Origin of the sequence: Parafannyhessea umbonata, assembly GCF_900111255.1 — a bacterium.
GTDB lineage: Bacteria > Actinomycetota > Coriobacteriia > Coriobacteriales > Atopobiaceae > Olsenella_J > Olsenella_J umbonata_A.
In genome coordinates this window covers 40,606-63,995 of sequence record NZ_FOGP01000003.1, presented here as the reverse complement: position 1 = coordinate 63,995, position 23,390 = coordinate 40,606, and the positions used below count along the sequence as shown (strand labels likewise).

The 23,390-nt window shown below is 64.9% G+C and carries 14 protein-coding genes; 8 read left to right on the top strand and 6 right to left on the bottom strand.

Annotation, left to right across the window (positions count from 1 at the left end; all coding sequences use genetic code 11):
• Window positions 1-9: 9 nt before the first annotated feature.
• Window positions 10-1,389 (bottom strand): MATE family efflux transporter, encoded by a 1,380-nt coding sequence (locus BMY31_RS04685; protein ID WP_257612374.1) that lies wholly within the window; start codon window positions 1,387-1,389, stop codon window positions 10-12.
• A gap of 218 nt (window positions 1,390-1,607) precedes the next feature.
• Between BMY31_RS04685 and BMY31_RS04680 the strand changes: the two genes are divergently transcribed.
• Window positions 1,608-2,144 (top strand): HdeD family acid-resistance protein, encoded by a 537-nt coding sequence (locus BMY31_RS04680; protein ID WP_159444016.1) that lies wholly within the window; start codon window positions 1,608-1,610, stop codon window positions 2,142-2,144.
• A 9-nt stretch (window positions 2,145-2,153) separates the two neighbouring features.
• On the opposite strand, the gene BMY31_RS04675 is transcribed toward BMY31_RS04680, so the two are convergent.
• Entirely contained in the window at window positions 2,154-3,185 is a 1,032-nt protein-coding gene (locus tag BMY31_RS04675; protein WP_091008797.1) for a dipeptidase, read from the bottom strand.
• Between the two features lie 155 nt (window positions 3,186-3,340).
• Window positions 3,341-5,431, bottom strand: coding sequence for a glutamine synthetase III family protein (locus BMY31_RS04670; protein ID WP_091008794.1), 2,091 nt, complete (start codon window positions 5,429-5,431; stop codon window positions 3,341-3,343).
• Window positions 5,432-5,841: 410 nt separating this feature from the next.
• Here BMY31_RS04670 and gltB point away from each other — a divergent pair, with 410 nt between their 5' ends.
• From gltB to rnhA, 4 genes are all read left to right on the top strand, one after another.
• Entirely contained in the window at window positions 5,842-10,458 is a 4,617-nt protein-coding gene (gltB, locus tag BMY31_RS04665) for a glutamate synthase large subunit (RefSeq protein WP_091008790.1), read from the top strand.
• Window positions 10,459-10,460: 2 nt separating this feature from the next.
• Window positions 10,461-11,954, top strand: a complete 1,494-nt coding sequence (locus BMY31_RS04660) for a glutamate synthase subunit beta (protein ID WP_078687810.1) — start codon at window positions 10,461-10,463, stop codon at window positions 11,952-11,954.
• Window positions 11,955-12,243: 289 nt separating this feature from the next.
• Window positions 12,244-14,979 carry a DNA polymerase I gene (gene polA, locus BMY31_RS04655; protein ID WP_091008788.1) on the top strand — a complete coding sequence of 912 codons (2,736 nt, stop codon included), beginning with the start codon at window positions 12,244-12,246 and terminating at the stop codon, window positions 14,977-14,979.
• A 20-nt stretch (window positions 14,980-14,999) separates the two neighbouring features.
• Window positions 15,000-15,530 carry a ribonuclease HI gene (gene rnhA / locus BMY31_RS04650; protein ID WP_374057310.1) on the top strand — a complete coding sequence of 177 codons (531 nt, stop codon included), beginning with the start codon at window positions 15,000-15,002 and terminating at the stop codon, window positions 15,528-15,530.
• 35 nt (window positions 15,531-15,565) lie between these two features.
• Here rnhA and BMY31_RS04645 read toward each other — a convergent pair whose 3' ends face one another.
• A complete protein-coding gene (locus tag BMY31_RS04645; protein ID WP_091008785.1) occupies window positions 15,566-16,306 on the bottom strand; it encodes a GntR family transcriptional regulator in 741 nt (246 codons plus the stop codon).
• Between the two features lie 208 nt (window positions 16,307-16,514).
• On the opposite strand from BMY31_RS04645, the gene BMY31_RS04640 reads away from it, so the two are divergent.
• From BMY31_RS04640 to BMY31_RS04630, 3 genes are all read left to right on the top strand, one after another.
• Window positions 16,515-17,846, top strand: a complete 1,332-nt coding sequence (locus tag BMY31_RS04640) for a 6-phospho-alpha-glucosidase (protein ID WP_091008783.1) — start codon at window positions 16,515-16,517, stop codon at window positions 17,844-17,846.
• A 77-nt stretch (window positions 17,847-17,923) separates the two neighbouring features.
• Window positions 17,924-19,375: a PTS transporter subunit EIIC gene (locus tag BMY31_RS04635; protein WP_091008780.1), complete on the top strand. Its 1,452-nt coding sequence runs from the start codon at window positions 17,924-17,926 to the stop codon at window positions 19,373-19,375.
• Window positions 19,376-19,474: 99 nt separating this feature from the next.
• Window positions 19,475-20,914 (top strand): serine hydrolase domain-containing protein, encoded by a 1,440-nt coding sequence (locus tag BMY31_RS04630; RefSeq protein WP_091008777.1) that lies wholly within the window; start codon window positions 19,475-19,477, stop codon window positions 20,912-20,914.
• A 141-nt stretch (window positions 20,915-21,055) separates the two neighbouring features.
• Here BMY31_RS04630 and BMY31_RS04625 read toward each other — a convergent pair whose 3' ends face one another.
• Window positions 21,056-22,360: an L-cysteine desulfidase family protein gene (locus tag BMY31_RS04625; protein WP_091008774.1), complete on the bottom strand. Its 1,305-nt coding sequence runs from the start codon at window positions 22,358-22,360 to the stop codon at window positions 21,056-21,058.
• 151 nt (window positions 22,361-22,511) lie between these two features.
• Window positions 22,512-23,264 carry an HAD family hydrolase gene (locus tag BMY31_RS04620; protein ID WP_091008771.1) on the bottom strand — a complete coding sequence of 251 codons (753 nt, stop codon included), beginning with the start codon at window positions 23,262-23,264 and terminating at the stop codon, window positions 22,512-22,514.
• Window positions 23,265-23,390: the final 126 nt, after the last annotated feature.

Below are 23,390 nucleotides of genomic sequence, written 5' to 3'. Positions count from 1 at the left end.
CTTGCTCCCCTAGAGCGCCATGCGCTCGGCCTCGTGGTCGGCGGCGTGGCGCATCCAGTGCCCGTAGCGGTAGTACAGCGCGAACAGGACCGCGGTGATGATCCAGGTTGCGGGGTAGCTCATGAGCACCAGTGTGAAGTCGTGGTGCCGTGGGATGAACACCAGCAGCCAGACGACGCGCAGCAGGCAGGTGCCGAAGAGCGTCAGCAGCATGGGACGCAGGCTCTCGCCCGAGCCGCGGATGGTGCCAGCGAAGTTCGCCATCACGGAGTAGCACAGGTAGAACGGCCCCAGGGTCATGATGACTTGCGTCGTTAGGTTGGCGACCCGCTCGTCCTGCAGGAAGAAAATCGAAAGCGGGTGCGCGAGCGCCATGACGGTGCTTGCCAGACCACCGATGACGACGACGGTCATGAGCAGCGAGGTATGCAGCCCCTTGCGCATGCGCTCGTGGTTGCGGGCGCCGAAGTTCTGCGCCGAGAACGTGGTGACCGAGGAGCCCAGCGCCTCAGACACGGTCCAGACGGGCGAGTCGAGCCTGCCGGAGAGGCCCCAAGCCGCGATGTGGCTGGTTCCGAAGCTGTTGATGGCGGACTGCACGATGATGTTCGAGACGGTGTAGGCCGACGACTGCAGGGCAAGGGGCAGTCCGGTCTTGACCATGACACGGGCCATCTTGGGGTCGATGCGAAGGTCGCGCAGGCGGATGCGCCAGGCGCCTTCGACGTGCGTGAGCTGCCAGAGGGTCGCCAGGGAGCCAAAGGCCAGCGAGCAGGCGGTCGCGATGCCGCATCCGCGTGCGCCCAGGTCCAGGTAGAGGACGAACAGCAGGTCCATCAGCACGTTCACCACGCACGACGAGGCGACGATGATGGCCGGCGTGCGGGTGTCTCCTACGGCGCGCTGCAGGGCAGAGCCCGTGTTGAAGGTGACCGAGAAGATCATGGCGCCCAGGTAGACGCGGGCGAAGTCCTGGGCTTCGGCAAAGATGTCCTGGGGCGTCCCCATCCACGAGAGGATGCTGCCGCACAGCAGCACGCCCGCGACCGAGCAGAGGGCCCCGAACGCAAGCGCGATGCCCATGGCCGTGTGCATGCCCACCGAGAGCTTGTGCTGCTCGTGGGCACCGAAGTACTGCGCGACGACGATGCTGAAGCCCACGCCCATTCCCACCGAGAATCCCACCACGAGGTCGGTGAGAGCCGAGGTTGCCTGGACCGCGGCGACGGCGGTGGTGCTGCCGGAGGAGTGCCCCACCACGAACACGTTGATCAGCGAGTATGCCTGCTGGAAGAAGGACGAGAAGAACACGGGCAGACACAGCTTGAGCAGCTGCTTCCAGATGACACCCTGGGTGACGTCGAGAGACCTTGAAGCTGCCTTTGCCACGCTCTTCTCCACTTCTTGGTTCGGGGGTTGCTCCATTGGATGCGGGGCTTTGCAAGTTGCATAGTCTACGCGCGTGTGGTGCGCGTTTGGCCAGAAAAAGAGGCACTCGAGAGATATTCATACCTGTCGGGGCGTGCCGTAGTTTTATGATGGTTTTGTGATGACAAATGCAACGCGCTCCGGGGTGCCAGGCCGGGCGCTTCTGTGGGGAGGTCAACATGAACACGTACGAGCGCTCCAGGGCCGGCATGCTTATCGAGGGCTTCGCGGCGGTTATCCTGGGACTCTATATGCTCATGAATCCCGCCGGCGTCACGACTTTCGCAATCGGCGTCATCGGCTGGGTCGTGGTGATCATGGGCGTCCTGACGTTGCTGAGCTCATTCCGGCGATTTAGCGCGCTCTTCGCGCAGGCGGACTTCTACGTCGGCGTGATTGAGTTCCTGTTCGGCCTTCTGCTCATCAGCATGCCCGGCATGTTTGTGGTGTGGCTCTTTGTGATTCTGGGCTTCGGCATCGTGCTTTCGGGCATCACGTCGCTTCAGGTCGCGTCCCTGCTGCGCGCGGGAACCGGCATGCCCATCTTCACGCCGCGCGTGATCGCCAGCAGCATCGTCATTCTGTTGGGGCTTATCGTCGCGGCGGCGCCCTTCATGGTTGCCGACTTTGCCGTAGTGCTCGCTGGAGGCGCCCTGGTGTTTGGTGGCATTACCAAGATATCCGAGGGCTTCGGCCGCGGTCACGAGCAAGCGTAGCCTATTGGGCTACAGCTCCTCGTTGCGTGCGAAGAAGCGCGCCGCGTTGTTGAAGAACATGTCGTCGGCCACGTCTGCGCCAAAGCGCCCTGCGATCAGCTCGTAGAAACGGGGCAGGTCCTGTGCGCCCGAGAGCCACGAGGGCGTCTCGCTGCCGTCGAAGTCGCTGCCCAGTGCGATGGTGCCCTGACCGTCGAGTTCGAGCATATGGTCGATGTGGTATGACAGGTCGTCGAAGCTCACCTCTGGCCGGCCGGGCCCGGGCTCGCTGTGGTCGAGGTCGAAGCGCTCGCTCACGAAGGCGCGGTAGTAGTTGATCCCCACCAGGCCACCGCGGTCCGCAATCGCCCTGAACTGGTAGTCGGTCAGGTTGCGCGGGTGTGCGCAGATGGCCCTGCTGTTGGAGTGGGTTGCCACGAAGGGACGCTCGGAGCAGGCCAGGAGGTCCTTGAAGCCGGCATCGTTCAGGTGCGAAACGTCGACGACCATCTTGAGCCTCTCCATGTGGCGCACAACCGAGCGCCCGAAGGCGGACATGCCGTCCTGGGTGTCGTTGCCCGAGGCAATGCGGTTTTGACCGTTCCAGACCAGGGTCATCATCTTGACGCCGTCGGCGTGCATCTGGTCCAGAACCTCCATGCCGTCTTCCAGGGGAGATCCGTTCTCGACGGTGAGCATGCAGCCGACTCCGCCCTGTGCGAGCGCCCCTTCGATGGTGCGGCCGTCGCGGATGCCATGGAGCTCTGAGGGGTGTGCGGCCAGCTGGCCATGATAGTAGGCGGCCACCCTGTCGTAGAACTCGTGCGCCGTCAGTCCCGTGCCCGCGAGGTCGTCGGGGACCCAGATGGCGTAGCACTGGCACCACTGTCCCGCGGTGGCCATACGCTCGGCTGCCAGCTGCAGGGGATTGCCGACCATGTCTGAGCCAGCTGGGATCGATGGGAGCGAGACGAACGCACTCGCGTCGTTCATGCAGAGCGCATCGAGCGTGTCGCAGTGCAGGTCGAATATTCTGAGGGGCTTGGTCGCGATCTCGCTCATGTGTCCTCCCGTTCGATGGCGAGGCGTGCTGACGCCTTCTTGGCTCACATGATAGCCCGTGGGCGCGGGATGGTGCGCATAGGAACGAAAAGGGACCTCCGACGCGTGCCGGAGGTCCCTTGACCTGAGCCTATGTGTGACTCCGTGCCCCGTCCTTAGACGTAGAACAGCATGTCATTGTAGGAGGGAACCGGCCAGTAGTCCTTGGCGCAGATCTTCTCCATGCCGTCGACGGCCGCGCGGAGCTTGGCCATCGCGGGAACGACGTCGTCGCGGTAGGCGTCGTCCTGCTTCTGGACGTCCTCTGCGGAGCGGGCGGCGACGTTCTTCTCCTCGAGCTCGTCGGCTGCGACGCGGATGTCCTCGAGGCCCTGGGTCAGCGTCGCGACGAGGTCCTTCTCGGTCTTGCTTGCGACGCCGATCTCGGCCTTCGTCGCGACGCTGGAGGCCAGGTCGCCGGAGTACTGCGAGATTGCGGGCATGTAGAGGTTGCGGGCCATGGTGACCATGGTGTTGGCCTCGATGTTGAGCAGCTTGCTGTACTGCTCGGCCGCGGCGACGTAGCGGGCGCGAGACTCGGCCTCGGAGAGGACGTTGAACTTCTCGAAGAACTCGATGTTCTTCTGCTCGACCAGGCAGGGGAGGGCGTCGGGCGTGGTCTTGTTGTTCAGCAGGCCGCGCTTCTCGGCCTCCTTCTCCCAGTCCTCGGAGTAGCCGTTGCCGTCGAACAGGATGCGCTGGTGGTCACGGAAGGTGTGGCGGACGAAGCGCATGGCCGCGGCCATGAAGTCCAGGTCCTCGTGGGCTGCGATGTAGTCGCAGAAGCGCTCGCACTGCTCGGCGACGGCGGCGTTGAGCGCGACGTTGCAGTCGGAGAGGTTCTGCTGGCTGCCGCACATGCGGAACTCGAACTTGTTGCCCGTGAAGGCGAACGGGCTGGTGCGGTTGCGGTCGGTATTGTCGCGCAGGATGTTGGGCAGAGCGGGGACGCCCAGGTCAACGCGCTCACGGCCGTGGGACTCGGCGTGCTCCTTCTTGATGAGGGCGTCGACGACTGGGGTGAGGGCGTCGCCCAGGAAGATGGAGACAATCGCGGGAGGAGCCTCGTTGGCGCCCAGACGGTGATCGTTGCCGGCGGAGGCGACGGCTGCGCGCAGCAGGTCGGCGTGCTCGTCGACGGCTGCGACCAGGCAGGCGAGGAAGACCAGGAACTGCAGGTTGTCCTCGGGGTTGTCGCCAGGCTCGAGGAGGTTCTCGGAGTCAGCGGAGAGCGACCAGTTGTCGTGCTTGCCGGAGCCGTTCACGTACTCGAAGGGCTTCTCGTGCTCGAGGCAGGCGAGGCCGTAGTGGGTGGCCATGAGCTTGAGCTTCTCCATGGTCAGCAGGTTGTTGTCGATGGCAACGGAGCCCTGCTCGAAGATGGGGGCGAGCTCGTGCTGGCAGGGGGCGACCTCGTTGTGCTTGGTGCGAGCGGGGATGCCCAGCTTCCAGAGCTCGTCGTCAACCTCCTTCATGAAGGCGTTGACGGAGGGACGGATGGCGCCAAAGTAGTGCTCCTCGAGCTCCTGGCCCTTGGCGGGCTCGCAGCCAAAGAGGGTGCGGCCGGTGAGGATGAGGTCCGGGCGGGCCTTGTAGTCGTCCTCCTGGATCAGGAAGTACTCCTGCTCGGGACCACAGGTGGTGAAGACGCGCTTGGGCTGCTTGCCGAAGAGGGCGAGGACGCGCTTGGCCTCGCGCTCGACAGCCGCCTCGGAGCGAAGGAGCGGGGTCTTCTTGTCGAGGGCCTCGCCGGTGTAGCTGATGAAGGCGGTGGGGATACAGAGGACCTCGTCCTTGATGAAGACGGGGCTCATGGGGTCCCACACGGTGTAGCCGCGGGCCTCGAAGGTCGCGCGCAGGCCGCCGCTGGGGAAGGACGAGGCGTCCGGCTCGCCCTGGACGAGTTCCTTGCCGGAGAACGCCATCAGGACCGTGCCGTCGCCATTGGGATTTATGAAGCTGTCGTGCTTCTCCGAGGTGATGCCGGTGAGGGGCTGGAACCAGTGCGTGAAGTGCGTGGCACCCTTCTCGAGAGCCCACTCCTTCATTGCGTGGGCAACCTCGTTGGCGATGTTGAGGTTGATGTCCTTGCCCTCGTCGATAACGCGTCGGAGTTCCTTGTACGTCGGCTTGGGTAGGCGCTGACGCATGTCAGCGTCGGTGAAGACAAGACTGCCGTACTCCTCTGAGACCTTATCACTTGCCATGAACGTCCCTCCTTGGGGGATCGGTGATGTCCTGTGCCGTGGGGCGCACAGGTCCAATTCAATACGCGACTGAGCCTACTCGCGTAGCGTTTCGCGCATGTGACGCATTTTGAGCGATTCTGTTGATACACAAAATAGCGATGAAATGAATTACCTGGGCCATGATACGTCATCCAACTGGGCATTTCTCAACAACCACGCCAACAACACGCACAAGTTTGTTAACTAGCTGCAACGTCTGAATTTCGTCCGGTTGCATTAGAGTGCGCACAGGCGATTCTTAGAAAGATTCGCTACACGCAACGTGACTCACGGAAGCCATTCGCGCGAAGAGAATTGCGCGGCATGGGGCAGCGAGAAACGCAAGCCGTCGCGCTCGCGGGCGAGAGGGGAAGGGGAAGCACATAATTATGGAACACGAGAACACAGACAATCTGGGCAGGTGGAGCAACGGTCTGTACGACCCGTCGTTCGACCACGATGCCTGCGGCATCGGAGCCATCGCCCACCTTCATGGCATTCGCTCGCACCAGACGGTCGACGACGCCCTGTCCATCCTGGTCAACCTTGAGCACCGTGGTGGCAAGGGCCTCGAGAGCAACACCGGCGATGGCGCCGGCATCCTCTTCCAGCTGCCGCACCGCTTCTTCCGCAAGGTCTCGCAGCGCTATGGTCAGATCCTGCCCGACGAGGGCGACTACGCCGTGGCCATGCTGTTCCTGCCGCGCGACGAGGACGGCATCCAGGCCGCCAAGCGCGTGTTCGAGGACGGCTGTATGGCCGAGGGCCTCAAGCTCCTGTTCTGGCGTGACGTTCCCACCGACGCGCACGACCTGGGCGAGACCGCTCGTGCCTGCATGCCGACCATTGTTCAGGCCTTCATCGCGCGCCCCGACGACGTCGAGCCTGGCGACGACTTCGAGCGCAGGCTCTACGTGTGCCGTCGCACCATCGAGCGGCGTGCGGACGCCGAGCACGCCCTCGAGGGCAAGATCTTCTACGTGTGCTCGATGTCCAGCCGCACCATTGTCTATAAGGGCATGCTTGTCGCCACGCAGATGCGCCGCTTCTTCCTCGACCTCAACGACGCCGCGGTCGAGTCGGCCATCGCCCTGGTGCACTCGCGCTACTCCACCAACACCACGCCCAGCTGGGAGCGCGCGCACCCCAACCGCATGATCATCCACAACGGCGAGATCAACACCCTGCGCGGCAACGTCAACTGGATCCGCTCGCGCGAGCCGAACCTGTACTCGCCCCAGCTCGGCCGCGACCTCAGCAAGGTCGTCCCCATCATCAACCGCGAGGGCTCCGACTCTGCGATCCTCGACAACGTGCTCGAGTTCCTCACGATGAACGGCAGGAGCCTCGAGCGCGCCGTCTCGCTGATGATCCCCGAGCCGTGGGACCACAACCCGCAGCTCTCCGACAAGCGCCGCGCCTTCGACGCCTACCAGTCCATGCTGATGGAGCCCTGGGACGGTCCTGCCGCCGTCGCCTTCACCGATGGCCGCAAGCTGGGCGCCGTGCTCGACCGCAACGGCCTGCGCCCCGCCCGCTTCTACCTCACGCGCGACGACCGCATGATCCTCGCCTCCGAGGTCGGCCCGCTCGACATCGAGCCCGGCAACATCCTGCAGACCGGCTGCCTCGGTCCCGGCGAGATGCTCCTGGTCGACCCGAGCCAGGGTCGCGTCCTGTGGAACGACGAGATCCGCGACGGCCTCGCCGCCCAGAAGCCCTACCGCGACTGGCTGGCCGCCGAGACGCTTGACGTGTCCGACCTGGCCGCCCCGACCGACGTCGAGGCGCCGCGCGACGCCGGCCTCGACCTGACGGTGCGCCTCGCCAAGCTGGGCTACCACTACGACGACGTGGACGAGTCCGTGCGCCCCATGGCCCAGACGGGCAAGGCGCCCCTCACCTCCATGGGCGCCGACGTGCCCCTGCCCGTGCTCTCCAAGCGCCCGCAGTCCTTCTTCAACTACTTCAACCAGCTCTTCGCCCAGGTCACCAACCCGCCCATCGACGCCCTGCGCGAGAAGGTCGTCACCTCCAACGTGCTCTACCTGGGCAACCACGGCAACATCCTGGAGGACGCCCGTGACAGCTGCCGCCTGATCCGCCTCGGCGGCCCCATCCTCTCCCGCGAGCAGTATGAGCGCATCGCTCACGTCAACCGCACGAGCTTCCATGCCGCGCGCTTCTCGGCCACCTACGTCCGCGACGAGGGTGCCGGCGCGCTCGAGCGCGCCCTCGACAAGCTGGCAAACGACGTCGAGGCTGCCGTCAAGGCGGGCTGCAACATCGTCGCCATCAGCGACCGCGCGGCCGACGGAGAAGTGCCCATCCCCTCGCTTTTGGCCTTGGGCTGCGTGCACAACCATCTGATTCGCGCCGGCGTGCGCATGAATGCCGACATCATCCTGGAGTGCGGCGACGCCATCACCCCGCATGACTTCGCGACCCTGGTCGGCTACTCCGCGTCGGGCATCTACCCCTACGCGGCGCACGAGTGCATCGCCCATCTGGTCGAGATCGGCGCCCTCAAGCAGAGCGTGGACGGCGCCGTCGCCAACTACGACAAGGCCCTGACCGCTGGCATCGTCTCGATCATGTCCAAGATGGGCATCTCGACGCTCCAGGGCTACCACGGCGCGCAGATCTTCGAGATCGTCGGATTCGCCGACTCCTTCGTGCGCAAGAACTTCGCCGGCACGGCCAGCCGCATCGGCGGCCTGGACGTCGACGACGTCCAGCGCGAGGCCGAGCGCCGCTATGACGAGGCCCTGTCGCTCCTCCAGACCCCGGCTCCCGACCAGCTCTCCAGCTCCGGCCTCACCAAGTGGCGCCCGCTTGGCGGAGAAGAGCACATGATCGACCCCGAGACCATCTACTACCTGCAGCAGTCGGTCCGCAAGGGTGACTTCGACCTGTTCCGCTCCTACAGCGAGCGCCTGCACCGCGCCGGCCGCGCCATCGTCCTGCGCGACCTGCTCGAGCTCGTACCGCTGGAGTCCGGTCCCGTCCCCCTGGACGAGGTCGAGTCCGTCGACTCCATCGTGCGTCGCTTCAACGCGGGTGCCATGAGCTTCGGCGCCATCTCGCAGGAGGCGCACGAGTGCCTGGCCATCGCCATGAACCGCCTGGGCGGTCGCTCCAACACCGGCGAGGGCGGCGAGGACCCGCGTCGCGAGACCCCGCTTCCCAACGGTGACTCTATGAACTCCGCCATCAAGCAGGTCGCCTCCGGCCGCTTTGGCGTCACGAGCCGCTACCTGTCGAGCGCGAACGAGATTCAGATCAAGATGGCCCAGGGCGCCAAGCCCGGCGAGGGCGGTCACCTTCCCGGCCGCAAGGTGTGGCCGTGGGTCGCCCGCGTGCGCCGCTCCACCCCGGGCGTCGGCCTGATCTCGCCTCCGCCTCACCACGACATCTACTCGATCGAGGACCTGGCCGAGCTCATCTTCGACCTGCAGAACGCCAACCCGCAGGCGCGCATCTCGGTCAAGCTGGTCTCCGAGGCCGGCGTCGGCACCATCGCCACGGGCGTCGCCAAGGGCGGCGCGGGCAAGATCACGATCTCTGGTGCCAACGGCGGCACGGGCGCGGCTCCGCGCGACTCCGTCTACCACGCCGGCCTGCCCCTGGAGCTCGGTCTGGCCGAGGCCCAGCAGACGCTGGTCGCCAACGGCCTGCGCTCGCGCATCGTCCTCGAGGCCGACGGCAAGCTTATGGACGGCCGCGACGTCGCCGTCGCGGCGCTCATGGGTGCCGAGGAGTTCGGCTTCGCAACCGCCCCGCTTCTGGCCATGGGCTGCCTGATGCAGCGCGACTGCCAGCAGGACACCTGCCCCGTGGGCATCTGCACGCAGAACGCCCGCCTGCGCGGCCGCTTTGCCGGCAAGCCCGAGCACGTCGTCAACTTTATGCGCTTCGTCGCGCAGGAGCTGCGCGAGATCATGGCCCAGCTGGGCTTCCGCACCGTGGAAGACATGGTCGGCCACCCCGAGTGCCTCAAGCAGGTCGAGGTCCCCGGAAACGAGAAGGCCAACAAGTGCGACCTGAGCGCCCTTCTCGTCCAGCCCAAGACCGTCTTCGGCACCAGCATCGAGGGCGCTGACTGCAGGCACTACCTGCCGAGCATGGCATTCGACGCGCAGCTTGGCTCCACGCTCGACGCCACGCTGTTCGTGCCCTACACCAAGCACGCCCGTCGCCACCTGGAGCCGATTCGCTTCCGCGCCGACATCGCCAACGTCAACCGCTGCGTGGGCACCATGCTGGGCTCAGCCATCACCACCGCGCACCCCGAGGGCCTGCCCGAGGGCTCCGTCACCATCGACTGCGAGGGCTCTGGCGGCCAGAGCTTCGGCGCCTTCCTGCCTGCTGGCGTGACGATCAACATCTCCGGTGACGCCAACGACTACTTCGGCAAGGGCCTTTCCGGCGGCATCCTCGCGGTGGCGCCGCACCCCGATGCCAGCTTCAAGTTTGACGAGAACGTCTGCGTGGGCAACGTCGCGTTCTACGGTGCGACCTCGGGCAAGGGCTTCGTCAACGGCCTTGCCGGCCAGCGCTTCGGCGTGCGCAACTCTGGCGCCACCCTGGTCGCCGAGGGCGTGGGCAACCACGGCTGCGAGTACATGACCGGCGGCGTCGCCCTGATCCTGGGCGAGGTCGGCCAGAACTTTGCGGCCGGCATGAGCGGCGGCGTGGCCTACGTGTTCGACGAGTTCGGCACGCTCGATGCCAACTGCAACCACGACATGGTCGAGCTCATGGAGCCCACCGCGCACGAGCTCGAGCAGATCCGCGCCCTCATTGAGGAGCACGTGCGCCGCACGCGCAGTCCGCGTGGCATCAAGATGCTCTTCCGCTTCAGCGTTCTGAAGAAGCACTTTGTGAAGGTCATTCCCACGGAGTACCACAAGATCATGGTGCGCGTGGAGCAAGAGATGGAGAAGGGCGCGACCCACGACGAGGCAGTCGAGCGCGCGTTTGAGCTCATGAGGGGAGAGATGTAGTCATGGGTAAGCCCGGAGCATTTCTTGACGTCAAGCGCGTCGCACACGCGGAGCGTGACAAGAGTCAGACCGTAGCGGACTTCGAGGAGTTCGCCCAGCCGCTGAGCGAGGAGCTCCAGCAGCTGCAGGCATCGCGCTGCATGATGTGCGGCGTCGCCTACTGCCAGAGCGGCATCGCCTTCGGCAAGGCGCGCACCTCTGGCTGTCCGCTGCACAACCTGATCCCCGAGTGGAACGACCTGCTCTACCGCGGCCTTTGGGACTCCGCGGCCGGCCGCCTCTCGCTCACCAACCCGTTCCCCGAGTTTACGGGCCGCGTGTGCCCCGCCCTGTGCGAGACCGCGTGCAACCTGGGCCTGCACGACGAGCCGACCACGATCCGCGACAACGAGCGCGCCATCAGCGACCATGCCTGGGCCACAGGCTCCGCTTCCGTGGCGCCTCTGCCCGCGGCCGCCACGGGCGCCGCCAAGGTCGCCGTGGTGGGCTCTGGCCCCGCCGGCCTTGCCACCGCCTGGGAGCTTGCGCGCCGCGGCCTTTCGGTCACGGTGTTCGAGAAGAGCGACGCCCCTGGTGGCCTGCTGATGTACGGCATCCCCAACATGAAGCTCCCCAAGGACGTCGTCGCCCGCCGCATCGAGCTGATGCGCAAGAGCGGCATCGCCTTCGAGTGCTCTGCCGACGCGGGCGACCCTGCCGTCGCAAAGCGCCTGACCGGCGGCGAGTTTGACGCCGTGGTCGTCTCTGCCGGTGCCGGCGCCGCCCGCACGCTGCGCTGCCCCGGTGCCGACCTCGACGGCGTGACCCTCGCGGTCGACTACCTGACGAGCTCGACCAAGTCCGTCGTGAGTGGCTCCGACCCCGCCATCAGCGCGGCCGGCCTGGACGTCGTGGTCGTCGGTGGCGGCGACACCGGTACCGACTGCGTGGCCACTGCGCTTCGCCAGGGCGCCAAGAGCGTGACCCAGCTCGAGTTCCTGCCCGCTCCTCCCGAGAAGCGTGCGGAGGGCAACCCCTGGCCCGAGTGGGCGACCCTCAAGAAGACCGACTACGGTCAGCTCGAGGCCATCGCCATCCAGGGCGAGGACCCGCGCCTGTGGGCCACAAACACCCTCGAGGTCCTCGAGCAGGAGGCAGGCGAGGGCGAGAAGGGCGGCTCCGTTGCCGGCCTGCGCGTCGTCTCGCTCGACTGGAGCCACGGCAAGCCCGAGCCCATCGAGGGCACCGAGCGCACCATCCCGGCGCAGCTGGTCCTCATCGCCATGGGATTCAGCGGTCCCTGCGCCTCCGTCTTCGAGGCGCTCGGCTGCAAGACCGTGCCCTTCCGCGACGGCGTTCGTCCGCAGCTTGCCGCTGCCGACGAGCACCTCGTGAGCACCCAGGGCAAGGTGCCCGTGTACGCCGCGGGCGACGCGCGCAACGGCTCCTCGCTGGTGGTCAACGCCATCGCCGACGGCCTTGCCTGCGCGGCGGAGGTTGCGGCCTCCCTCGCCTAGGCGTCGCGCAACGAGTCGCGGCTTTGGCAGGCGGGTACTTCTTGCCTGTGCGTACGCTCGCGTGAGCTGGAACTTTAGGCCACCGTGACCGATCCGGTTGCGGTGGCCTCTTTCTGTCCGCCAGCCGTCTGTCGGCTGTTTGCAAGCCGCTTGCCTCGCACGCTCCTCTTGCCCTGCTCGCGGCAGCCTTGCGCCTCTCTTGCACTGAGCCCTTTTGGTGCAGCGTCCGATTCCGTCGCGTGCGCCCGCTACAATCTAAGGACACACACAACTCCAAGGAGACTAGCTCATGGCAGACTCTCAGATTGACGCCCAGGGCGAGGCCCAGGCGGACTCGCGGGCAGCCGCGCGCAGAAGGACCATCGCCGTCATCGACGGCAACTCGCTCATGCACAGGGCGTTTCACGCGATCAGGCAGCCCATGAACGCGCCGGACGGTCGTGCCACCAACGCGCTGTTCGGCTTCTTCAACATGTTCATAAAGCTGGTCGAGTCGTTCGATCCCGACGGCGTCATCTGCGCGTTCGACAAGGGCAAGCCCCAGGTGCGCATCGACATGCTCCCGCAGTACAAGGCGCAGCGCCCGCCCATGGACCCTGCCCTCCACGAGCAGTTCCCCATGGTGAAGGACCTGCTCCGCGCGCTCGACGTGCCCGTGGTCGAGTGCCCCGGCTGGGAGGGCGACGACATCCTGGGCACCCTTGCGCGTCGCGGCGAGGCGGCCGGCTACGATATGCTGCTCTTCACTGGAGACCGCGACATGTACCAGCTGGCGACCGAGCGCGTCAAGATTGTCGCCACCAAGAAGGGCGTGTCTGACGTCAGCATCATGACCCCCGAGAGCGTCGACGACCTCTACCACGGCATCACCCCCGAACTCGTGCCGGACTTCTACGGTCTCAAGGGCGACAGCTCCGACAACATCCCCGGCGTCCCAGGCATCGGTCCCAAGAAGGCTGCTGCGCTCATCGTCCAGTACGGCAACCTGGACGAGGTCATCGCGCACGCCGACGAGGTCAAGGGCAAGATGGGCGAGAACCTTCGCGCCCACATCGACGACGCCCTGCTGAGCCGCAAGGTCGCGACCATCCTCACCAACGCCCCCATCGAGCTCGAGCTTTCCGACGCCAAGTTCCCCACCTTCGACCCCGAGGCCGTGGTCGAGGCGTTTTCGGCCCTGGGCTTCACGGGCATGACCCGGCGCCTGGTGCGGCTGGGCGGCGCCGAGATGCCCGCCTCCGCGCGCCAGGCGACCAACCAGCTCGAGGTTCCCGAGCCGCTCGAGGGCGACGCGGCCCAGGCGGCGCTCGGCGAGGCCGTCTTGTCGAAGCAGTGGGTTGCGGCCGAGCTCCAGAAGCCCCAAAAGAAGAAGGGGCAGCAGTCGCTCTTCGACGAGGAGCCTCCCCGCGTGCTGTGGCTTGCCTCGGGCCAGAAGCTCATGCGCCTGGTCGGAGACGAGGCCGTGGATGCGGCCCTGGCACTCCTTGTTCGCGAGGGTCTGCTCGTCGGCGGCGACGTGAAGGCGCTTCTCCACGAGCTCTTCCCGATGGACTCCGCGCAGCCTGCGAAGGTCGAGGCGACCGAGCTCGACCCCGCGCGCCTGTTCGACGTGGCAATTGCCGGCTACCTGCTCGACTCCGACTCCGGCGCCTTCAGCGTGGCCGAGCTCTACGCGAATCCCACCCTGTGCGCGGGCGTCATGCCCGAGGCAACCGACGAGCTGCCCGCGGCGGCGCTCGACGTATGCGCTGCGCTGCAGCTGGTGGAGCCCCTCTCCAGGCGCCTAGAGGCCGAGGGCGCCAAGGACCTCTTCCGCAACGTCGAGATGCCGCTTCTGGTGGTGCTGCTCCAGATGGAGCGCTGCGGCCTGTACGCCGACGCCGCCAAGATGGCCGAGCAGTCTGCCGAGCTCGGGACCGAGATCGAGGGCATGGTCAGCTCCATTCACGAGCAGGCGGGCGAGAAGTTCAACCTTGACTCGCCGCAGCAGCTTTCGCACGTGCTGTTCGACGTGATGGGCCTGCCGACGCAGGGGCTCAAGAAGACCAAGAAGGGCTTCTACTCGACCAATGCCAAGATTCTTGGCGACCTTGCGCGCGACTATGAGGTGGTCCAGCAGGTGCTGGAGTACCGCGAGCGCGCAAAGATCAAGAGCACCTACCTCGATGCGCTTCCGGCGCTTATCCGCAGCGACCACCGCGTCCACACCACGCTCAACCAGACCGTCGCCGCAACGGGGCGCCTGTCGAGCTCCGAGCCCAACCTCCAGAACATCCCGACCCGCTCCCAGCTGGGCCATCGCGTGAGGACCGCCTTCACCGTGCCCGAAGGCAGCGTCTTTCTGGCCTGCGACTACTCCCAGATCGAGCTGCGCCTGCTCGCGCACCTTTCGGGAGACGAGCACCTGGTTGCCGCCTTCAACGAGGGCGCCGACTTCCACGCGGCCACCGCGGCACGCGTCTTTGGCGTGCCGGTCGAGGAGGTTACCCCGCAGCTGCGCAGCCGCGCCAAGGCGGTCAACTTCGGCATCGTCTACGGCCAGCAGGCCTATGGCCTGGCCACCTCGCTCAAGATCGGCAGGGCGGAGGCCCAGGGGATGATCGACCGCTACTTCGAGGCGTACCCCGGCGTCAGGCAGTTCCTCGACGCGAGCATCGAGTTCGCGCGCAAGACGGGCTTTGCCATCACCATGTACGGCCGTCGCCGCCAGATCAAGGACATCAAGGCGAGCAACTTCCAGCTGCGCAGCTTTGCCGAGCGAACCGCCATGAACCACCCCATGCAGGGCACCGCGGCCGACATCATCAAGATCGCGATGATCCGCGTGGCCGACCGCCTGCGCGAGGAGGGGCTCAGGAGCAAGCTCGTCCTGCAGATTCACGACGAGCTCGACTTCGAGGTCCCCGTCGACGAGGTCGAGACCCTCTCCGAGCTCGTGCGCGAGACGATGGAGGGCGTCGCGGACCTGCGCGTTCCGCTGCTGGCGGACGTGAGCTACGGCTCCAACTGGGCGGAGGCTAAGTAATGGCGAGTTTCGATCAGTTTATGTCCGAGCACCCCGGCGCGCTGCACGAGGTGCCCGTTGACAACCGCATGCGCGTGACCGTCTGGACGGACGGCTCGTCGCGCGGCAACCCCGGTCCCGGCGGCTACGGCGCCGTGCTCCTGTTCACCGATGCGAATGGCGTCGAGCATCGTCGCGAGCTCAGCCAGGGCTACAAGACCACGACAAACAACCGCATGGAGATCCTGGGCGTCGTCGCCGCGCTCGAGGCGCTCAAGCGCCCGTGCGTGGTGGAGGTCCATTCCGACTCCCAGTACGTGGTGAACGCCTTCAACAAGGGGTGGATCTGGGGCTGGCTCAAGAAGGGTTGGAAGAACGCGAGCAAGCAGCCGGTCAAGAATTCCGACCTGTGGAAGCGGCTGCTTGCCGCAAAGAAGCCCCATGAGGTGAGCTTCGTCTGGGTCAAGGGACACGCCGGCACCGAACTCAACGAGCGCTGCGACGAGCTTGCCACGCAGTCGGCCGACGGCCTGCTGGGCCCCCTGCTCGAGGACCGTGGCTTTGTAGGGTAGGACGTGGCCCCTTGGCTCGATTTCCCGTCTGGGGCCTAGGGCAGGGGCGTGCGCGTTGCCGAATCGAAGAAGTGGAAACAGCTGGGCAGGTACTTGCTCTCGACGTATTCGAACTGGGTTCCGTTCGAGTCGAAGGTGTGGCTGCGTATTACCGCGAGATACATGGGCTTGTCGAGTCCCATGAGCTTGCTGTCTTCGGGTGAGGGCTTCTCGACGGTGATCTCGCGGTTGCTGAGCGAGATCGTGATCTTCAGCTCGTCCTCGATGTAGCGGAAGAGCGACGAGGTCGCGATGGCCTCGTCGATTCCCGGGATGCGCACGGCGGGGAAGAGGTGCCTGTCTATCGCCATGATGTGCCCGTCCAGGCTGCGCACCAGCCCGACGCGCGTGAGCTCTTCTCCCTCGCTGAAGCCTGACCGTCCCGCCGTCTTTTCGTCGCAGGTCACGCTGTCCAGCAGGAAGAGCTTGGACGCCGGCTTTGCCCCGATTACGCGGGCCGACTCGGTGAAGGAGCTCAGGCCATTCACTCTAAAGGCGTCCTCCTTGTTGATGGCATCGCTGGGGTGAGAGATCACGCGGACGCCGCGGCCGCGTATGGGCTGCACGACGCCCTCGTTCGCGAGGAGCGAGACCGCCTTGCGGATCGTCATGCGCGAGCACGAGTAACGAGCGACCAGCTCAGCCTCCGAGGGTAGAAACGCGCTTGGCTTGATGTCGCCCGAAACGATCGCCTCTCGAAGATCGTGATATATGTCCTGGTAAATTGCTCTGCCCATGAGGCTACCCCTGCTTCTTTACGGAGTCTTGCCGGCTCTCGTCGTATCACTTTATCGCATTGCCAGGCGTCGTCGCACATGCCGTCTGCGACGTTGAAGCTACCGCTCGCGTCTGTCTTCTAACTTATCTAGACATGTTGAGTAATCTATCGCTCGGACGTGAAAACATGTCTAGATAAGTTATAGGTGAGTGTCGGAGGGAGTGGCAATGGGCAAGCAGAGCTATGCGGTCACCATCGCGGGAGGAGGGAGCACCTACACTCCGGGCGTCGTGCTCATGCTGCTGCATGACATGCAGAAGTTCCCCGTACGGCACATCACCCTCTACGACAACGATGCCGAGCGTCAGGAGACCATCGCCAAGGCCTGTGCCATCTACATCCAAGAGAATGCCCCTGAGGTCAAGTTCTCGTACACGACCGACCCGGCCGAGGCGTTTACGGGCATCGACTTCGTACTGGCCCAGATTCGCGTGGGCAAGTACGAGATGCGCGACAAGGACGAGAAGATCCCCCTGCGTCACGGTGTGGTGGGCCAGGAGACCTGCGGTCCCGGTGGCATCGCCTACGGCCTGCGCTCCATCGTCGGCGTCATCGAGATTCTGGACTACATGGAGAAGTACTCGCCCGATGCCTGGATGCTCAACTACTCGAACCCGGCCGCCATCGTTGCCGAGGCGACGCGCAGGCTGCGCCCCGACTCCAGGATCATCAACATCTGCGACATGCCCATTGCCCTGATGGACATCATGGCTGCCTTGTGCGGTCTTCGCGACTACCGCGACTTGGTCTACGGGTACTACGGCCTGAACCACTTCGGCTGGTGGTGGAAGATTCAGGACAAGTCCGGTCGCGACCTGATGCCGACCATCAAGGAGCACATGGCGCGCAATGGCTACGCCGATGCCGTCGCGGGGCTCCAGTTCGTGGACGAGTCCTGGCTGCACACCTTCCAGAAGGCGAAGGACGTCTACGCCCTCGACCCCAATACGATTCCCAACACCTACCTCAAGTACTACCTCTATCCGGACTACGTCGTGGCCAACAGCGATCCCAACCACACGCGAACGGACGAGGTGCGCGAGGGGAGGGAGAAGAGCGTGTTCGGTATGGCTCACAAGATCATCCAGCAGGGCACGGCCCGTGGCTTCGAGCTCAAGGCGGACGAACACTCCGAGTACATCGTCGACCTGGCCTGCGCGCTCGCGGAGAACACGCGCGAGCGGTTCATGCTCATCGTCCCCAACCACGGCGCCATAGAGAACTTCGATCCGACGGCGGCCGTCGAAGTGCCCTGCATCGTAGGCTCGGACGGCTACCAGAAGATTTGCCAGGGCAGCATCCCACAGTTCCAGAAGGGGCTGATGGAACAGCAAGTGAGTGTCGAGAAGCTCGTCGTGTCCGCCTGGGTCGAACATTCCTACCAGAAGCTCTGGCAGGCGCTTTCCCTGTCCAAGACCGTGCCGTCTGCCTCGGTGGCAAAGGATCTTCTCGATGAGCTCTATGAGGCGAACAGAAACTTCTGGCCCGAGCTTCGCTAACGAAGAACTGTCGGTGGCCCAAGGGGCCGCCGGTACGAAGGTAGTCCGACAACTTGCCATCGAGGAAAAGAGGAGCAATGGCAAAGTACGACGATATGGCCAAACAGGTCGTGGACCTGGTTGGCGGAAGTGACAACGTCCTGTGCATCTCCCACTGCATGACGAGGCTTCGCTTCAAGTTGAAGGACGACACGTTGCCCAAGACCGAGGAGATTGAGGGCCTGCCCAAGGTCGTTCAGGTGATCAACGCCAACGGCCAGTACCAGGTGGTCGTGGGCATCAACGTCATCGAGGACCTCTACGATGCGGTCCAGAACGTGACCGACATCGAGGGCTTGGGCGAGGTGACCGAAGACGGCGTGCCCGTGGGCAAGCGCAATCCGGTTGCGGTCGTGATCGACCTGATCTCGGGCATCATCGCGCCGATTCTTGCGGTGCTTTGCGCCGCCGGCATGATCAAGGGCATCCTGAGCATCGCCACCTTCCTGGGCTGGCTTGCGCCTACGGATGGCGTCTACCAGGTGCTCTATGCGGCTGGCGATGGCTTCTTCTACTTCTTGCCCATTATCTTGGGCTACACCTCCGCAAAGAAGTTCGGCTGCTCGGAGTTCATCGGAATGACGCTGGGCATCGCCCTCACGTATCCGGCGATGGTCAACATCACCTCGGGAGAAGTGCTTGGCACGGTGCTCGCCAATACGCCCTTTGCCATGAACTTCTACGCGTCGTTTGCGGGCATTCCCATCATTATGCCCACATCTGGCTACACCAGCTCCGTCATCCCCATCATCCTCTCCGTCTGGGTCGCTTCGAAGCTCGAGAGGTTCTGCCGCGAGTATTTTAACGAGTACGTCAAGTTCTTCTTCGTACCGTTCGTCGTGCTTGCCGTCACGGTTCCGCTGACGTATCTGGTCATCGGCCCCATCGCGACGATCATCACCGATGCCCTGAGCCTCATGTTCAACTCGCTTTACAGCATCCCGGTAATCGGCGGCGCCATCGGTGGTGCGGTTCTCACGGCCATCTGGCAGCCCATGGTTGTGTTCGGGTTCCACTGGAGCGTCATCGCCCTTATGCTCATGAACATCGCGGGCCAGGGCTGGGACGTAATCATGGCCCCCTATATGGTTTGCTCGTTCGCCCAGGTGTTCGCCGTTCTCGCCATGCTCCTGAAGACCAGGGACACCAAGCTCAAGGAGCTCGGCTGGCCCGCCTTCATCACGGGATTCTTCTTCGGCATCACCGAGCCCTGCATCTATGGCGTTACGCTTCCCAGGAAGAAACCGTTCTGGATCAGCTGCGTCGCCTCCGTTCCTGGTGGCCTCTTTATCGGTCTGATGGGGACGCGCATGTTCGAGTTCACCGGCGGTGCTTTCTGCGCTCTTCCCGGCTTTGTCGACCCGACGGGCGCAATGGGCGTCAGCTGTCTCATCTACGTTCTCATCGGCATTGCCATCTCGAGCGTCATCTCCTTCGTGGCGACCTACGCGCTATATCGCGACGAGGACGCCGTTCCCGAGGGTCGCTAGTTCCCAAGAGTTTCACCTCCGGCAAGGCGGCGCGCCTTGTCGGAGGGTCGTTCGTCGTCTCGCGTTCGCGCGAGGCGACCTGTCACGAAAGTGTTGAGTATGGTTTTTGATGACGCCTGCGGTCGGAAGTACCTTGCCCTCCTGCGACAAGAGGGGGTCCAGCTGCGTGTGCTGGTCGTCCGTCAGGCTGGCAGGGTGGTGTTCCAGCACAGCGCGAGGCCCTTCTCGCCAGAACTTCCTCACCCGCTCTATTCGGTCACCAAGTCGTTCACGTCCTGTGCTGTCGGCCTACTGGTTGAAGATGGTCTGATTGACATCGACCGGCCATGGATCTCTTGGTTCCCCGAGTACCGCGAGTTTGTGGTCGACGAGCGCTTCCTGCGTGTGAGCGTGCGCAATCTGCTGACGATGACGCTCGGACAGGACGGCGAGCCCTATCTTGTGGGCTCCGACGACTGGGTCCGCGCCGTGGTGGGGAAGGACCTCGCGCACGAGCCGGGTGAGGCCTTCTTCTACAACTCGCTCTGCTCCCATCTGCTTGCCCTGCTGGTTAGGCGCGTGAGTGGAAGGGACGAGTCTGAGCTGTTGCAAGAGCGACTCTTTGGACCGCTCGGCTGTGGGCGCTGGTGGTGGGAGAAGGACTCCCGCGGCAACTCGGTGGGCGGCTTTGGGCTGCACCTCTCCACGCCGGACCTTGCCCGCTTTGGCCAGTGCCTTCTTGATGGGGGCGTCTGGGAGGGGCAAAGGGTGCTTCCCGAGCGCTGGGTCGCCGAGGCCACGCATAAGCAGGTCGAGACCCGCGCGGCCTACGCGCCAGAGGCGACGGAGGACCGCAACGGCTATGGCTACCAGTTCTGGATGTGCGCCGGCGGCGGCTTTCGCGCCGCGGGGCTTTGGGGTCAGATCTGCTACGTGCTCCCCAAGGAGCAGCTGGTTGTCGCCGCGTCGAGCTCGACCAACGGGAGCAAGTCCCTGCTTGACCCCCTCTACCAGGTGCTTTGGAGGACCTCGTCGGACAAGGGGGCGTCGCTCGCCGATGCAGGGGCCTACGGTTTCGACGCGCTTCCCGTTCTGGAGGGCTCTGCCACCGCGCCCCATGCCGAGCGCGTTTTGGGCCGCCACGCCTGCGACGAGAACCGCTTTGGCTTCGGCTCGATCGACCTGCGCATGGTCACTTCTGCTGATGGCGACCGCGTGCTGAGACTTTGCCTCGAGCGCGTCGGCAAGAGTCACGTCTTGGTTGCGGGACATGGCTGGTGGGCGCCCACGTGTGCCGGCGAGCGCGGCATGGGGGAGCTCTTTCCCTTTGCGACGGAGTCGGCCCAGATTGTGGAGCGACCAGACGACATCGCGCATGTTACCTATGGCTGCTACGCCTGGATGTCGCCTTCGACGTTGGCGCTTCGCTCCGTTGAGCTCGACTCGACCCGGCGCTGCAATGTGGTGATGCGTCTGGACGGCAACCACGTGCTTTGCGAGCTGTCGGTCACCAACATGCTGTGCGGGACCAATCCGACCACGTACTACCTGAGCTTCTAGTCGCGCTCGCGTCGCGGATGCCGCCGAGTCGCACTATCCCTTCTCGGCATCGAGAAGTGCTAGGAAAAATGGGTGCCAAAAAGGCCGGCTCCGATGGGGCCGGCCTTCTGCTAGGTGGAAGAATGAGGTGCCTTCGGGTGCCTACCCCTGGCTCACGTTCGTCTTTCCGATCATGATGTTCAGGATCTCGACGTCGGTCGGGTGCATGCCGACGCGGCCGACGTAGCCCATCGAGCGGATGGTCTCCTCTGCGTTCTGGCCCACGAGGCCGTCGCCGGCGAGGAAGTTGTCGTCGGCGAGCGCCATGTCGCAGCCCAGAATCGCGGCGTCGACGGCGGCGCAGATCTTGGCGGCGCAGCTGGGCTTGGCGCCGTCGCACACGATGCCGCCGACGTTGGCGAGGGTGTTGACGATGGTGGCCTCGAACTGGGCGAACGAGCCGCCGCGCAGCATGCAGATGCCTGCGCCCGCGCCGCAGCCGGCCGAGACGGCGCCGCAGAACGCGGAGAGCTCGCCGATGAAGTACTTCACGTGCACGGCCGTCAGGTCCGACAGCACGACGGCGCGCACCAGGTCCTCGTGGCTGCTCCAGAGCTCGTGCGCGTACTCGAGCACGGGCTGCGAGCAGGTGATGCCCTGGTTGCCGCTGCCGCAGTTGATGACGACGGGCATGGCGCAGCCGCTCATGCGGGCGTCCGAGCCGGCGGCGGCCGCGGCGCGCGCCTTGCAGCTGATGTCCTGGGAGCGGCTCTTGAGCAGGGTGCTTCCGATGTTGGCGCCCCAGCGGTTGGTCAGGCCCTCGTTTGAGATTGCCTGGTTGGTCTCGATCTGCCTGGTGATGAGCTCGTCCACGTCCTCGATCTTGAGCTCGTGGGCGAAGTCCCAGATGGACTGGAGCGAGAGCTTGGAGCGGTCGGCCGAAGAGCCGTCCTCCTGCAGCCCTGCGGACACCGCGGTCTTCCCGGCGGCCACGGTGGGCTCGCCGTCGAGCGTGAGTTCGACCACGTTCGTGTGGCGCTCCTCGATGCAGGCGACGGCCCTGTGCCCCTCGCACTGGGCGACCACGCGCACGTACAGGTTGGGCACGCCCTCGGCGAGCTCTACGTCGCAGAAGCCAGCCTCGACGAACTCGCGGGTCCTCGAGATGTCCTCGGGGCCCACAGCCTGGAGCACCTCCAGCTCGCGCAGCGGGTCGCCGCCCAGCGCGCCCAGGGTGGCTGCGGCCTCGATGCCGCGCATGCCGCCGGAGTTGGGGACGGTGACGCTCTTGACGTTCTTGATGATGTTGCCGCTGCAGGCAACCTCGAGGTGCGTGGGGTTCTGACGCAGTGCGGCCTTCGCCAGGGCCGCGGCATAGGCCACGGCGATGGGCTCCGTGCAGCCGAGCGCACAGACGAGCTCCTCGTTCAGGATGGCGATGTGATTCGCGTAGCTGGTGCTGTCCATGGGGACTCCATCGGTCGTTCTCTCGCGCTGGGCGAGAAGGGATTGGTCATTCGATAGGTGCATTTTCTCAGGTATGGTGGCCTTCTGAGCCGAGGTGCCCATTATTCGCGGCTAATTCACGCATGGAGCCGCGCCGCAGGCGAGCCGCACGCTACGGGTTCGTCGTGCCACCCTCGCTTGCGTCGAGAAGGCTGATGACCTGGGGGAGGGCGTCGCCCAGGGCGCCGATGGACCCTCGCCAGATGGCGCGCCTGGGCCAGGCGTGTCCCACGTAGGCGGTGCGCAGTGCGATGTCGGGGCGCGGGAAGTCGCGGCGGGCGTCGTTTCCCACCATCAGGCACTCTTGGGGCGTGAACCCGAGCTTCGAGATGAACTCCTGGTAGTAGCGGGCATCGGGCTTGCTTCGCGTAGAGTTCGCAATGTGAGAAATGCGAGCGAAGCCAATGTCGGCAACCTCTGCCCACTCCATGCGCACCCGGTCGCAGTCAAGCGTGAAGGTCGGGTTGGTGGCAAGGGCTACCGTCAGCCCGAGCTCCTGCGCGCGCTCGATGGTGCGTCGTGCACCCTCGCGCGGACGCGCCTGCACCATAGAGCCCTTCATGCCCCAAAGGCAGTTCTTCTCGTAATAGTCGAGCACGTCCGCGATGATGGGGTCGTCCAGGGGGATGCCCGTGCGACGCAGGTAGGAGCTGTTGAAGAGCTCGAGGTTGGTCATGCCGTCCTCGCGCTTTGGGTCGGAGACGTCGAGGTAGCCCTTGGCCATGTGGGCCATGACCAGGGCGGAGGGCGTTCGCGTAATGCGCCCGACGATGCGGGCCTTCTGGGTGACGTAGCGCGTGATGAACGCCGTCAGGTTGATGTCGAGGAGGGTGTCGTCAAGGTCGAACAGAATTGCGCGAATCATGAGACCCCCTTCCAAGGTGCGTTCGAGTCGTTCGATGCGGCTACATCGATTACCACATAAGGTACCCAAACGTCTAGAAAAATTTGGGATAGTAGTGAAATTTGGCTTTGGCACTGCAAGAACTTG